Consider the following 13,812-nt stretch of genomic DNA (forward strand, 5'->3'; position numbering starts at 1 on the left):
TGCTCTTAAATTCCCCCTTCTGAAGGGGGAACCGAAATTGCTCTTAAATTCCCCCGACCTAAGGGGGATTTAGGGGGATCTCAACTTGATGTAAAAAACGAGATTTCTCATAAGATTGCTCAAACGTTTTACTCTTAAGTTGACATTAACAATCTAAAATCCAAAATCTCAAATCTCAAATCCCATGACTGACAGATTAATTCTAGTAGTTGACGATCAAGAACACCTCCGAGAATTGGTGCAAGCGTGCTTAGAAGATTTAGGCGGATGGGAAACGCTGGTAGCAGCATCGGGAGAAGAGTGTTTACAAATAGTGCAAACACAACAACCATCAGCCATTTTGCTCGATGTATCTATGCCGGGAATGGATGGATTTGCTGTGTACGATCGCCTTCAATCCGATCCCAAGACGCGAGCGATTCCGGTGATTCTGCTGACAGCAAAAGTCCTGCCGAGCGATCGGGCAAAATTTGCCGAAATGGGCGTCACAGGCGTAATTGCCAAACCCATCCAACCCACCAGCCTGACGGTAGAAGTCGCAGAGATTTTGGGCTGGGATGAAGAATTTTAAGATGATTTATCAAGTTTTGTAACGATTGTAGAATCTTTACCAATTCCTTACCGTTACTATCTACCGTCCCAGTATCGAACCAAAAACTGGTGGTATGGCGGGTGCTATAGGAGGACAGTCAATGAATGCTTTTCAGGAATCAAATCATGCGAGCCAGTCTCTGGAGGGTTTATCTTCTCAGTTTGCTCAATCGCACTCAGCAATCAACACTGTGGATTGGGAATACAGCAGAAACGCCGATCGCAGCCATTACGATTTACGAAATGGAAACAACCCCGATGGTGTCAACTACCGCACACCAACCCTAGCGGGTATGGTGTGGGCTTGAATAAAGCCTGTTGACCAGACGGCTAGTTCTACTAGCAGCCGTTAAGACTAAGCGTTAAAGTTCGTACCTTGAAATGCGTGCCAGTTTCAAGCTCTACAACTGGGTAATTAAACAGGTTATCCGGAAAAGCCAGTGTTACTCAGAAAGTACCGAGTCTTAACACCGTCGAGGCAAACTTAACTAGAAATAAGAGGCAGCAGTAATGCGCGTTTTCGTACTAGATAAAAACTTAAATCCTCTTGACCCCTGCCATGCAGCACGGGCGAGAGAACTATTACACAAAGGGAGGGCTAATGTATTCAAACGCTATCCATTCACGATTGTTTTGCAAGACAGAACCATTTATGAATCAGTCACACATTCTCATCGAATCAAAATAGATCCGGGTTCTAAAGTCACAGGATTTGCTGTTGTTCAAGAAGAAACTGGTCGCGTCACAAACGCACTTGAGGTTTCTCAGAGAGGACAACAAATCAAAGATTTTCTTGAGTCTCGAAGGGCTTTAAGGAGAGGTCGCCGGAATCGAAAAACCCGTTACCGTAAGCCTCGTTTCTTAAACAGAACCCGTAAAGCAGGATGGCTTCCACCTTCTCTTGAAAGTCGAATCGCCAATATCGAAACTTGGGTGAGAAGACTCAGAAAACTCAGCCCAGTTACCGCAATTTCTCAAGAGCTAGTTCGGTTCGATTTACAGCAGTTAGAGAATCCAGAAATTAGCGGGGTAGAGTATCAGCATGGCGAGTTATTTGGTTTTGAAGTTAAGGAATACCTTCTCCAAAAATGGGGCAGAAAATGCGCTTACTGCGGTGTAGAAAATGTCCCATTTGAGGTAGAACACATCCTCGCCAAAAGCAAAGGCGGCTCTAATCGAGTTAGTAACCTCTGTCTGAGTTGTCACTCTTGCAACCAGGCTAAAGGGAACAAATCAGTTGAGGAGTTCCTCAAGAAAAAACCTGAAGTTCTCAAGCGTGTTTTGGCTCAAGCTAAAGCTCCTCTCAAGGACGCTGCTGCGGTGAATGCAACCCGTTGGGAACTGTACAGGCGACTACAATCAACAGAGCTACTAGTAGAAGTTGGTTCTGGAGGGCGGACAAAGTTTAACCGCAAAACTAGAGGCATTGAAAAATCTCACTGGACTGATGCAGCTTGTGTTGGAGCATCAACCCCTGAAAAACTCCTTCTCAATGGGGTAAAACCTTTAGTTATCAAAGCGATGGGGCATGGAAAAAGACAGCGCTGCGGTACTGACCGTTACGGTTTTCCCATTCGCCATGCCCCTGCTCAAAAGTTTTTTATGGGTTTCCAGACAGGTGATTTGGTTAAGGCTGATGTCCTGACTGGAAAGTATGCAGGAAGCTATACGGGTCGAATTGCAATCCGATTCAAACCAAGTTTCAAGTTAACAACTGGAGGAAAGAGTTTTGACGTGCATCCCAAATATTTGAAAACAATTCACAGAGCTGATGGCTACGAATATGCATCTTGAATCAACGGATTTGCTATCGCTCAATTTATTTACTGGCGGCAATTCCCCAGACGCTAAGTTATCGGCGGTACTCGCTACGCTCGATGCGTCCGCCTCAACTATAGCGTCCGCTCCCTTGCCGCATTTTAGGTGGAAATTCAGTTGGCTAGGTAGTTGAGAGCTCCGCAATCCAAACTTTCGATTGAACTCCCAACTGCCAATTTGATCGATCGCTAAAAAAAGTGAACACAACACTTAAATTAGCAACCCAACACTTTATATTTGAATGCTAATTCAATGAAGGCTTTGGAAGTGGTTGATATGACCACCAAAACAATTTTACTGATTTACAAAGAACCAAATATGCAGGAAGTAGTAAAAGCTTGTTTAACAGATTTAGGAGGTTGGAACGTGCGAGTTGCCAATTCGACCCAAGAAGGCTTGCGACAAGCAATACTCTATCAGCCCGATAGCATAATTTTGGATATTTCCACTGGCGCCATGGATGAATTCCTCTTTCTCAAACAACTAAGCACACTACCCGCAACCCAAGGAATTCCGGTTGTACTGTTAACCCTCAAAGCGAAATGGGTTAATTTACAAAAGACCTTGTTCCCACAAGATAAAATAGCAGCAGTGATTGTAAATCCTCTCGATCCAGCTATGCTGTCCGTTCAGATTGCTCAGGTATTAGGCTGGGAATTAGATTAGAATATCACATCAATCAGCCTTAGTAGGAGCGCGAATTAAATAATTTACACATATTTGTGGGATGGACATCCCGCCCATCCCACAAGAACAATAAAAAAAATTGTAAGTTATTTAATTCTGGTTCCTTAGTAGCCGTAGGGTGCGTCGCCAGTAAAAATCTCTCGTTTAAAAATCAACAATTTCATATATCCGCACCTGTGCGCTAGCCGAGTGCAAACAACCCGGACGCTCACTCCGCCCAACAATGATGTTTTTGCAAGACTTGACAAGAGTGAAATATATCTGAGTTAAAAAAGAGGTTTTTATGACAGACGACGCAGCTAGCTCAAATCAAATCCTCAGTCAAGTTAGCCAGAATACAAAGTGTCCCTGCTGCTCGAATCCCATGCTGCGTCACTTTCGCCAGCAACAAGTTTATTGCTTCTGTCGCGACTGCTGGCAAGAAATGCCTGTTTACAATCTTAACAAATATTGTTCATTGCCATCATCTGTAGCAAGCCTCAATCAAGCACTGGTGCCACAGAATCTAAGTTTTTCAACCAGTTTGCAATTGGCGGCTTGAGATTTGAGATTAAAACCCAATAGGCTTGGGTTAGGATTTGTCCAAAGAAATGAAACAAGCATAAGCCCTAGCCCTTTCAGGGCGGCTTCGCCAACGGGCAGGCTGCGCCAACGCAGTATCTGTTTTTCACAGCCTTTTGCTTTTAGGACTGTCTTATCTGAACTTTATTCAATTAAAACCGCCAATCCCAAATCCCAAATCCCAAATCCCAAATCCCAAATCCCAAATCCCAAATGACTCAGCCTAGAAAGTAAACGTAGTTCTCACCACCCCAATCACCAAATCAGAATTACTCTTATTGTGGTCAGGAGCAGTCAGCCAAATCAGACCCGGAGTAATCGCAATATTGTCGCTCAGCTTAAACTGATAGAACCCTTCAATGTGCAGCGAAGTATCCTTATCTTCCGGCAAAGTCCGATTAGTAGAACTTGTCACTCGCGGCTCCATACCTACAATAAAGCCCGCCACATTTCCCTCTTTCAACAAATCGGGCAAAGCCACAGTAACAGCCCAGTTCCAGATTTTTTGGTCTCCCCGCTGTACAGAACCGGTAGGAGTAGCCAAGTTCGATAAAATGCGCTGGTTAGTGTAACCCGCCCAACCGCCAATTGCCAAGCCCGGCCGCACTCTCCACGAAGCCTGCGCGCCGTAGGAATTGCTAGAAACAGGCAGATTATTGTCGCTGTCGAGTCCGAAGGAACCGAGACGCACCGGGAAATTAGAAGCGTTGCTGCCCGTACCGGTGACGAAGTTGTAGGAATTGACGTAAGTTAAACCTAGAGCCATAGTGCTTGTCGGTTTGAAAGTGAACTGAGCCAAAGCGCCGTAAGAACCGTTGAACAAACCGTTACCCCGCGTCGGGCTCGCAGCGTTGCCGGCCAAATATCCCAAACTCAGCTCAAGTTTTTCTCCAAACTGATGCCGCAGAGCGATACCAGTACCGGCAGTCAAATAGTAAATCGGGTTGCGAGTACCGAAGTTAGAAAGAGCACCGGTGCCGCCGTCTCCGTCAAAGTAAGGATTGACTGTGTTGGTAAAATCGTCCGCAGCGCCGGCATTGGCTTCGAGAATTACAGTAGTGTTTTTGCCGAGGGGGAATTGGTAAAACAGTGCATCTAAACCAACAGTATTGCTAGCAGTACCAAAAGGCCCGGCATTAAACCGCAATTCTCCTTCAGCAGTTTTGGTATTGTTAGTAGAAAACGAACCCAGATTTAAAACTTGCAGTCGAGTTCTCAGCAAGTCTTTACCTGAGAAACTCGTGTCAAAATTAAGACGAACCCTGCTGCCAAAAGCCGTAGTTCTATCGGCATCGCGGCCCTCAGCATCTTCTCCCCGGGCGATACCTGTCAGTGCAAAGATTACTTCGCCGTTGAGTTTAGTGGTAGTTGAAAACTGATTTGCTTCTAATTCAGAGGTGCGCGCTTCCAAGGCATCGACGCGGCCGCGCAAAGTTGCCAATTCTGCGGCAAATTCTTCTTGCAATTTTTGGATAGAAGCCAAATCTTCTTTGGTTGCTAGATTTCTGGTACCGCCTTTGATCAGTTCGTTGACTTTATCCAAACACGCATTTAAACCGGCTGCAAACTCGTAGCGAGTCATCGCCCGGTTGCCGCGGAAAGTGCCGTCAGGATAGCCGGCGATGCAACCGTAGCGTTCAACTAGGGATTGCAAAGCTTGGAATGCCCAATCGGTGGGCCGCACGTCGGAAAGTTGCGAAACTGATGTTACTTGGCCGACTGCATCTTCGCTGCTGCCTTCTGCGCTGTATTGGTTGATTTGTTCTAAAACATTTGAGGGCGCTTGAGGCTGCGCAATTGGAGCAGTTGATTGGGAAATCTGCTCGGGTTGGGCGGCCGCTTTTTCGGTGCTGACATTGGTGGGTACAGCGGGTTTTTCGCTGGAGTTGGCGGGCGCGACTGCGGGGATTTGCTCTGCGATAGGTTGCTCGGCATTTAAGTTGGCGGGCGCGGCTGCGGGTGTGGTTTCGCTTAAGTCTGCTGCTGCAACTGAGTTGTTTTGGGCTGGTGCGGCTTGTTCGGCAACTGGGGCTACCTTCGCTGCGAGATTGTTATTTTCAATAGTCTCAACAGTTAAATTGTTAACTACTGATGCTGGTTCTGCCGTCACTGCTGCTTTTTCTGGCTGTGCAGCCTCGGTTGCGGCACCTGCTAATTGCAATTGATTGGCTCTCTGGGCGGCAATTTCTACAGGTTGCTCTGCAGACGCGGCTGTCGAAGATACGACTAAACTTGCTGCTAATACAGCGGGACTGACTAGAAGTCCCTTCCATAAAAATTTGGACATTTTTGTTCCTCACACCACGTTAGTTCGATCGCCCGTTCCGAAGATTTGGGCGATCGCAAATCACCTACAGTATTCCGTCTAATAGCATTTTTTGTCAACAATCCGCAGAATTGTTGCCAAAATCTGCGGTTTTGCTGTCCCTGATTTCACAAAAACCGCGTTTATTCCCAAAATCTTTGGTTTGAGCTAGATACTTACGTAAAAACCCTGTAGATGGTTCGCTCCTGCGTAAGCGATCCCTCGGTAAGACTAATATTGACAGAATTGGCGCTAATAAATCGTTCGATCGACTACATACAAGTGAAAAAACTCAAATACGCCCTAGTTCACGAATGGTTGACGCCCCTAGCTACCGGCGGTTCGGAACTCGTAGTGCAAGAAATCCTCAAATACATAGACGAGGCAGATGTCTATGCCCTCATCGACTTTGAGTCGGCAAATCCCGAAAGCTATCTTTTCGGGCGACAGATTGGCACCACATTCTTGCAGCACTTTCCCGCAGCCCGCAGCGGCGTGCAAAAATATTTGCCATTTCTGCCGATCGCGATCGAACAACTCGATCTGCGAGAATACGACATCATCCTCTCATCCTCCCACGCCGTCGCCAAAGGCATCCTCAGCAGTCCAGGGCAACTGCACGTCTGCTACTGCCACACGCCCATGCGCTACGCCTGGGACTTAACTTTTGACTATTTACGCAGCAGCAAAGCCGGACGGGGCATTCCGGGCTGGCTGACGCGATATTTGTTGCACCGCCTGCGCCAGTGGGATGTCATTTCTGCCAACCGCGTGGATTATTTCATCGCCAACTCCCAACACACGGCGCGCCGAATTTGGCGGTGCTACCGGCGGCGCGCCCAAGTAATTTATCCGCCGGTAAATATCGAGAGATTTTCCTTGATGCGGCAAAAACAAGACTTTTACGTGACAGTGTGCCGATTGGTAAGCTACAAAAACGTAAGTGCGATCGTCCAAGCATTCAATCAACTCGGGTACACTCTGATTGTCATCGGCACCGGCCCAGAATTAGAGAAGATTCGGCAAATCGCCAAACCCAACGTGCAACTACTCGGCTGGCAGCCCGCCTCCGTAGTGGAAAAGTACATGGCCCAAGCAAAAGCCTTTGTATATGCAGCTTGCGAAGATTTTGGCATCGCTTTAGTAGAAGCTCAAGCTTGCGGGACACCAGTAATTGCCTATGCAGCAGGCGGCGCTTTGGAGACAGTGCTCGACATTCGCCAACACCCAGAGACTGGGACAGGTTTATTTTTTCCCACCCAAACCGCAGCAGCAATAGTCGAAGCCGTCGAGGCATTTGAGCAGTTGCAAGCAAAATTTGTGCCAGAAACCAGCAGGTTGCACGCCGAAAACTTTGCCCCCCAAGTCTTTGAGCAGCGCTATCTAGCTTTTGTGGAACAGTGCTATCAGGAATTTAAATCCGGCGATTTTTCCAAGTCAGGGACTTGAGAGCGGCTGTCGTGACAGTGGGACACTGGCAGACTCGGAGACTTGGAAAATATTCTGCAATTGGTTCAGAAGCGCTGAAAACCTCTCTACATAAGTGCCTTGTCCATTTCTGCTTCTGGCTTCTGGCTTCTGGCTTCTGGCTTCTTGCTTCTTGTCAATGCAGAAAATTGAGTCTTTGAAACATAATTCAGAGAACAAAGCGTCTTGAGGCTTTATGATCATGACTGTGTGTGGTGTGAAGTGAAGGAGTAAGATGACTGCCGACAGCCAACTAATCTCCGGCAAGGTAATTCGAGCGATCGCAAGACGCGGTTTTGGGTCTGTCCTGCAAGGAGATAGACGCATCAGTCGTTCTCTAGAGAGACTCGACGGAGAATTTTTCAAGCGGTTATTTGACATTCTCTTTTCCTTATCGGTTCTGATCCTGTTTGCTCCGGTTTACCTGCTTTTGGCTCTCTCAATCGCCTTAAGCTCTTCCGGGCCTATATTTTACGTACAGGAACGAGTAGGCAAAAACCGTAAAATGTTTTATTGCCTTAAATTCAGAACGATGGTGGAAAATGCGGATGACATCTTGCTGGAAATCATGGAAAAATCTCCGGATTTGCGTCAAGAGTTTGAAGACAATTTCAAACTGAAACAAGACCCTCGAATTACCTGGATTGGAAGATTTTTACGAATGACCAGTTTAGACGAGTTCCCCCAGTTTTGGAATGTTTTAAAAGGAGATATGAGCGTCGTCGGGCCGAGACCTTTAGTTGAAGAAGAACTGCCGAGATACGGCCATCACATCAACAAAATTCTCACCATCAGACCTGGAATTACAGGCTTGTGGCAAGTGTCCGGTCGCAACGACATTCCCTATCCCCGGCGAGTCCAAATCGACCTCTATTACGCCAATGACAAAAACCTTTGGATGGATATGTGGATTGTTTTCAAAACAATTGGAGTTGTGATTTTCCCCAAAAATAACGGCGCATATTAATTTTTGTCCGCAGTCAGCCATCGGTAGTTAGTTTTGTTTTTTACCGACCACTGATGCTGACTACTGACAGCAAGCGGCAAACTCTTTGCTAAAAGATTCACAGTTCCTTGATGCCGATCGAAGAATTGTGAGTTAAGGTAGAGCTTGAGCATAGAACCGGCAGGCAACAACAGCCTCTGCCCGGAAAGTCCCAAGAGAATTAACACAGCCTGTCAAAGGAAAATCAGATGACGCAACGCAAGCGAGCGCTAATAACAGGTATTACAGGTCAAGACGGCTCTTATTTGAGCGAGTTACTGTTAGAGAAAGGATATGAAGTTCACGGTATTATCCGGCGGAGTTCGAGTTTTAATACCGATCGCATAGACCACATCTATGTCGATCCTCACAGTGAAGGGGCACAGTTATTTCTGCACTACGGCGACTTAACCGACGGTACCACTCTGCGCCGGATTTTGGAACAAGTTCAGCCTGTAGAAGTTTATAACTTAGGCGCTCAATCCCACGTTCGAGTTAGTTTTGACTCGCCGGAATATACGGCTGACTGTGTAGGGATGGGAGTGTTGCGCCTGCTAGAAGCAGTTCGCGATTACCAAAGCCGCACAGGCATAGAAGTGCGGTTTTATCAAGCAGGTTCTTCAGAAATGTTTGGCTTGGTGCAGGAAGTTCCGCAGAAGGAAACAACTCCTTTTTATCCCAGAAGTCCTTACGCTTGCGCCAAAGTTTACGGTCACTGGCAAACAGTAAATTATCGCGAATCTTACGGACTTTTTGCCTGCAACGGCATCTTGTTCAATCACGAGTCTCCGCGCCGGGGCGAAACTTTTGTAACTCGCAAAATTACTCGCGCTGTTGCCAGAATTGTCGCCGGCAAACAGAAAAAACTTTATTTGGGCAATCTCGATTCCAAGCGGGACTGGGGCTTTGCTAAAGACTACGTGCAGGCGATGTGGCTGATGCTGCAACAAGATAAGCCTGACGATTACGTCATTGCTACCAACGAAACCCATTCCATTAAAGAATTTCTCGATTTGGCCTTTACTTACGTCAATTTAGATTGGCAAAAATATGTCGAGTTTGACGAACGCTACTTGCGTCCTGCAGAAGTGGAACTATTGATTGGCGATTCGACTAAGGCGCGCCAGCAATTAAATTGGGAACCTTCTGTAACTTTTCAGGAGTTAGTACATTTAATGGTAGATGCTGACACCAAAGCTCTCGAACAGCAATTGCGAGGTTCCGGGAACGGATTCGATTAAGCGGCAAAACTAAGCCGGAGTGTCGATTTGAGATTTTCCATTTGGGATTTGAAATTGACTCTCGCATTGAATCTAAAAATTTGAACAAAAACCGAAAATTTTTGATCCTCCCCGACTCATGTCGGGGACTTGTATTCGTTTTAGGGTGGAGTCACTGCTCACAATTTGTCTGGGTAAATCCCCTGTATGTCGCATTCGCCAAAAGCGCACCCCGGGGATTACCCTACAAAAATCATCAGAAAGAAGATTGTTGCAGCTATTTTGTGCCAAAGACATTCAAACAACCAGCTTAAGTGCTCGCCAAATTTTCTGCTGTGCGGGTCAACAAAAACATTAAAACAATCGTTGAGGACTCGCAGCCGATAAATATCAGGCTCAGATACGCACGGCAATTTGTCCCTATGTGGGACTGCTAAAACAGATTTGTTGGCAAGCGCGTGCTGTAGGGCAAAGCTTTTTTGCTAAAGTAACAATTTTAGAGTGGAAATTGTCGATCGACCTTTATTGAAAATCCCGAGGTATAAAATTATGACCAGCTTGGACTTAAGCAGCAAGCGCATTCTAGTGACGGGCGGCGCCGGCTTCCTCGGCCGTCAGGTAATCGACCAATTAGTCAAAGCAGGCGCGGATGCTGATAAAATTTCAGTTAGTCGATCGCGCGACTGCGACCTGCGCGTCATGGAAAACTGCCAGCGCGCCGCCAACCAACAAGACATCATCATCCACTTAGCAGCCCACGTCGGCGGCATCGGTTTAAACCTAATTAAACCGGCAGAACTATTTTACGACAATTTGATGATGGGCGTGCAACTAATCCACGCAGCCTACGAAGCAAAAGTCGAAAAATTCGTCTGCGTCGGCACGATTTGCGCCTATCCCAACTTAACCCCAGTTCCGTTCAAAGAAGACAACCTCTGGAACGGCTATCCCGAAGTAACCAACGCACCTTACGGCATAGCCAAGAAAGCCTTATTAGTGCAACTGCAATCCTACCGCCAGCAGTACGGATTCAACGGTATCTACTTGCTACCAGTCAATTTGTACGGCCCCGAAGATAACTTTGACCCGAAAAGTTCCCACGTCATCCCAGCATTAATTCGCAAAGTCCACGAAGCGCAAGAAAGGGGAGACAAAACATTACCAGTTTGGGGAGACGGCAGCCCCAGCCGCGAGTTTTTGTATTCCACAGATGCCGCGCGCGGCATTGTGATGGCAGCTCAATCTTACAACGAATCTGACCCAGTTAATTTGGGAACAAATAGCGAAGTTAAAATTCGCCAATTAGTAGAAACGATTTGCGAATTGATGGGATATGAGGGAGAAATTGTTTGGGAAACAGACAAGCCGAACGGTCAGCCGCGGCGTTGTTTGGATACCGAAAGGGCTAAGGAAAGGTTTGGTTTTGTGGCTGAGGTGGAGTTTAAAGAAGGCTTGAGAAATACGATTGATTGGTATCGAAAACACGCAGTTTGAGTGTAAAAAAACCCGGTTTATTCAATAAACCGGGGCTTTTTTTTATGGAAGCGGCGGTTGAAACCGCGGCTATACAAACGATGTCCGCCTCCGCGGACTAAGAAATTATATTTAGCGATCGCCTCTCGGGTAGAACTCTCCTACAATAATTACTTGTGGAAGACCTTTATTGTAAGATATATTATTTTCGCAAGATGTTTATTTTAGAATGGAACTGAACCAGCAGAAAGAACTTTTCAGCAAAGCTTATGTACGTGCCGTGGCAGCCGTGGCAGGTTTCTCTGTCAGTCAGCCAGAAGTAGATGACGATAGCATTGATTTGAAGATTGTGGCAAGAGGCGGTGAGGGAGTAGTTTTTTCCCCTGAGCTTAACTTACAATTAAAATGTACCTCAAGGGATGTACTGGACGGGCAGTTCATCCGATATCCGGTGAGGATAAAAAACTACAGGGATTTGATCGTTAATTCCCAGGTTCCGCGCCTGTTAGTGGTAGTTTTAGTGCCGGAAAATCTAGAAAACTGGTTGCAGCAGTCTGAAAACGAAATGTCCATGAGGTATTGCGCCTACTGGGTGTCGCTGCGGGGACAGCCAGAAAGACTCAATACAGCGAATGTAACAGTTGAGTTATCCCGCTCTAATCAGTTCACTGTAGAGGCTCTCAAGTCTATTATGCAGCGTCTCAGTCAAGGAGATTTACCGTGAAAGTAACTGTAAAAGACAAGGAAATTTTCCAAACTATAGATCCAAATGTGCTAGGGGAACACTTAGAGGCAAATGGTTGGCAAAAAGTTGCTTTAGTTTATGAGAATACTTGGATTTGGCACAAAAAGAATGATGCTGGTCAGGTTTTTGAAATCAAGCAGCCTGTGAGACAAGAATTTGATGCTCCTCAGCTTATTGCTGAAGCTTTCAAGACGCTAGAAGTCATAGAAAATCGCTCTCAGCTAGAGATTCTCAGCGATTTAATCACTGCTTTACCTAATGTTTCAATTTCAGGATGGATTAATAAAGTGTATGGGGTAGAATCTGCGGCCCAAATTACATTAATGGGATTTGTGGTGGGGAAGCTGAGAAAGATTAATCTGGAATTGAGCGGATATGATTATCAGTTGGCTCTCAAGGCTTATGAAGCGCGATCGCCAGTTACCTGTTTTGGTGATTTAATTAAAGAAAATGACGGTTTTGTTTTAAACAATCCCCGCGATTTTGCCCTACTGACTGAGGCAGAATTAATTAAATAGTTTGGGAAATCCTGGTTGTGGTATAATATCAAGCAAAAATTATTGTGCCGATCGCATTACAGGAAAACAGGTTGTGCAAACTCTAAAATTAGGTGCATCGGGTTCCGATGTTGTGAAACTGCAAAAACGCTTGCTGGAGTTAGGGTTGAATCCAGGCTTTGCTGACGGCAAGTTTGGGCCGAAAACAGAAGCATCCGTCAAACAGTTTCAAACCAATCAAAAATTTTTGGCAGACGGCATCGCGGGCCCCAAAACCCTCGCTGCGTTGTTCCCTGGGGAACCTTTCGGCTCGTCCCTTTTATCATACAGGGCGATCGAGCTAATCTTAGAATTCGAGGTCGGCGGCGGGCAGGAATACTACGAAAAGCTGTTGCAGCGCCCAACTTGGCCGGAAGGAGCATCGGGAATTACGATCGGCATCGGCTACGATCTAGGTTACAACACAGTAAAAGTTTTCAACCAAGATTGGCAGAAATTAGCGGATGTTGAGCGCAACCGTTTGAGTAGCTGCTGCGAGTTAACAGGAGAAGTCGCGAAAAAACGTTTAGCTAGTGTTCGAGACATTATTATTGCTTGGGAATTAGCATGGGAAGTTTTTAATGTCGTCACAGTGCCGAAATTTTACAATCAGACAAAATCTGCATTTCCAGGTTTAGAAGAATTACCAGCAGATGTTCAAGGAGGATTGGTAAGTTTGGTGTTCAATCGCGGCCCGAGCATGGAGGGAAACCGCCGCCGCGAAATGCGTGCAATCCGCGATTTAGTGCCAAAAAAAGATGTGCAGGGAATTGCCGATCAAATCCGGGAAATGAAACGAATTTGGGTGGGTACGAGCATTGAAAAAGGTATCGGGAGACGGCGGGATGCGGAAGCAGATTTAATTGAGGAAAGTGTCTAAATATCCTGTCTTCTGTTATTATAAAAGCGCTCGCTCCTCAATTCAAATCAGAGCGCTTTTGATATAAGGTTATGGTAGGAGCAATTGCAAGTATCCTATATAATTAGTTGATAGGTCGCATTAACCGCGAACTAATACCAGACCCAAGAATTAGTTTATTTGACAAACATCTTCCCCAAACGCCACAGGTACAAAGACTGCTGAGAAAACAAGAAAAAGCTCATGTTTTTAATCACAGAGCCACAATGGATTTAGTGATACAAGCCGGGAGCATCCCATTTTTGGAAATATACTCGTATGGGCTCTCGCATTTCGGCAGTAAATCTCTGGTTATCACTAATAAATTATCTGCCAAAATGCGAGAGCCCCTGCAAAATAGAGATGCACCCGTAGATACTTTTTTAACCACCGGGCTATCCTAGATTTGTCTCTACCCAAACGATGCGCTAATTCTTGATGCTCCTGTACTTGCCCTATGTTTAACGACAATAATAGACTTGAATTGCATAAGTCTTTGATTGATACAGAAACCGCAGATGTCAGA

General features: G+C 46.0%; 14 protein-coding genes. 13 read left to right on the forward strand and 1 reads right to left on the reverse strand.

The features are described 5' to 3' along the window. Nucleotides 1-184 precede the first annotated feature (184 nt). From QT974_RS19150 to QT974_RS19170, 5 genes are all read left to right on the forward strand, one after another. Nucleotides 185-571 carry a response regulator gene (locus QT974_RS19150; RefSeq protein WP_333470020.1) on the forward strand — a complete coding sequence of 129 codons (387 nt, stop codon included), beginning with the start codon at nucleotides 185-187 and terminating at the stop codon, nucleotides 569-571. Between the two features lie 121 nt (nucleotides 572-692). Beyond that, entirely contained in the window at nucleotides 693-899 is a 207-nt protein-coding gene (locus QT974_RS19155) for a hypothetical protein (protein ID WP_333470021.1), read from the forward strand. Nucleotides 900-1,101: 202 nt separating this feature from the next. Further along, a complete protein-coding gene (iscB, locus tag QT974_RS19160) occupies nucleotides 1,102-2,385 on the forward strand; it encodes an RNA-guided endonuclease IscB (protein WP_333470022.1) in 1,284 nt (427 codons plus the stop codon). A 261-nt stretch (nucleotides 2,386-2,646) separates the two neighbouring features. Further along, nucleotides 2,647-3,075 carry a response regulator gene (locus QT974_RS19165; protein WP_333470023.1) on the forward strand — a complete coding sequence of 143 codons (429 nt, stop codon included), beginning with the start codon at nucleotides 2,647-2,649 and terminating at the stop codon, nucleotides 3,073-3,075. Nucleotides 3,076-3,379: 304 nt separating this feature from the next. After that, a complete protein-coding gene (locus tag QT974_RS19170; RefSeq protein WP_333470024.1) occupies nucleotides 3,380-3,637 on the forward strand; it encodes a hypothetical protein in 258 nt (85 codons plus the stop codon). A gap of 243 nt (nucleotides 3,638-3,880) precedes the next feature. On the opposite strand, the gene QT974_RS19175 is transcribed toward QT974_RS19170, so the two are convergent. Then, on the reverse strand, nucleotides 3,881-5,944 hold the full coding sequence (locus tag QT974_RS19175) for an iron uptake porin (protein WP_333470025.1): 2,064 nt from the start codon (nucleotides 5,942-5,944) through the stop codon (nucleotides 3,881-3,883). A 300-nt stretch (nucleotides 5,945-6,244) separates the two neighbouring features. Between QT974_RS19175 and QT974_RS19180 the strand changes: the two genes are divergently transcribed. The 8 genes from QT974_RS19180 to QT974_RS34790 all read left to right on the forward strand — a co-directional run bounded on the left by QT974_RS19180 (nucleotide 6,245) and on the right by QT974_RS34790 (nucleotide 13,690). After that, complete coding sequence (locus QT974_RS19180) at nucleotides 6,245-7,411, forward strand: glycosyltransferase (protein WP_333470026.1); 1,167 nt, start codon at nucleotides 6,245-6,247, stop codon at nucleotides 7,409-7,411. Between the two features lie 253 nt (nucleotides 7,412-7,664). Beyond that, entirely contained in the window at nucleotides 7,665-8,396 is a 732-nt protein-coding gene (locus QT974_RS19185) for a sugar transferase (protein ID WP_333470027.1), read from the forward strand. 227 nt (nucleotides 8,397-8,623) lie between these two features. Then, nucleotides 8,624-9,655 (forward strand): GDP-mannose 4,6-dehydratase, encoded by a 1,032-nt coding sequence (gmd, locus tag QT974_RS19190; protein WP_333470028.1) that lies wholly within the window; start codon nucleotides 8,624-8,626, stop codon nucleotides 9,653-9,655. Nucleotides 9,656-10,183: 528 nt separating this feature from the next. Continuing rightward, nucleotides 10,184-11,128 (forward strand): GDP-L-fucose synthase family protein, encoded by a 945-nt coding sequence (locus QT974_RS19195; protein WP_333470029.1) that lies wholly within the window; start codon nucleotides 10,184-10,186, stop codon nucleotides 11,126-11,128. A gap of 208 nt (nucleotides 11,129-11,336) precedes the next feature. Continuing rightward, complete coding sequence (locus QT974_RS19200) at nucleotides 11,337-11,831, forward strand: DUF4365 domain-containing protein (RefSeq protein WP_333470030.1); 495 nt, start codon at nucleotides 11,337-11,339, stop codon at nucleotides 11,829-11,831. Further along, nucleotides 11,828-12,370 carry a hypothetical protein gene (locus tag QT974_RS19205; protein ID WP_333470031.1) on the forward strand — a complete coding sequence of 181 codons (543 nt, stop codon included), beginning with the start codon at nucleotides 11,828-11,830 and terminating at the stop codon, nucleotides 12,368-12,370. The genes QT974_RS19200 and QT974_RS19205 overlap by 4 nt, the downstream gene beginning before the upstream one ends. Before the next feature lie 73 nt (nucleotides 12,371-12,443). Then, complete coding sequence (locus tag QT974_RS19210; RefSeq protein ID WP_333470032.1) at nucleotides 12,444-13,268, forward strand: peptidoglycan-binding protein; 825 nt, start codon at nucleotides 12,444-12,446, stop codon at nucleotides 13,266-13,268. A gap of 107 nt (nucleotides 13,269-13,375) precedes the next feature. Continuing rightward, nucleotides 13,376-13,690 carry a DUF6972 family protein gene (locus tag QT974_RS34790; protein ID WP_442933193.1) on the forward strand — a complete coding sequence of 105 codons (315 nt, stop codon included), beginning with the start codon at nucleotides 13,376-13,378 and terminating at the stop codon, nucleotides 13,688-13,690. The last annotated feature ends 122 nt before the right edge of the window (nucleotides 13,691-13,812 follow it).

Source organism: Microcoleus sp. BM001215392, assembly GCF_036700185.1.
Classification (GTDB): domain Bacteria; phylum Cyanobacteriota; class Cyanobacteriia; order Cyanobacteriales; family Microcoleaceae; genus Microcoleus.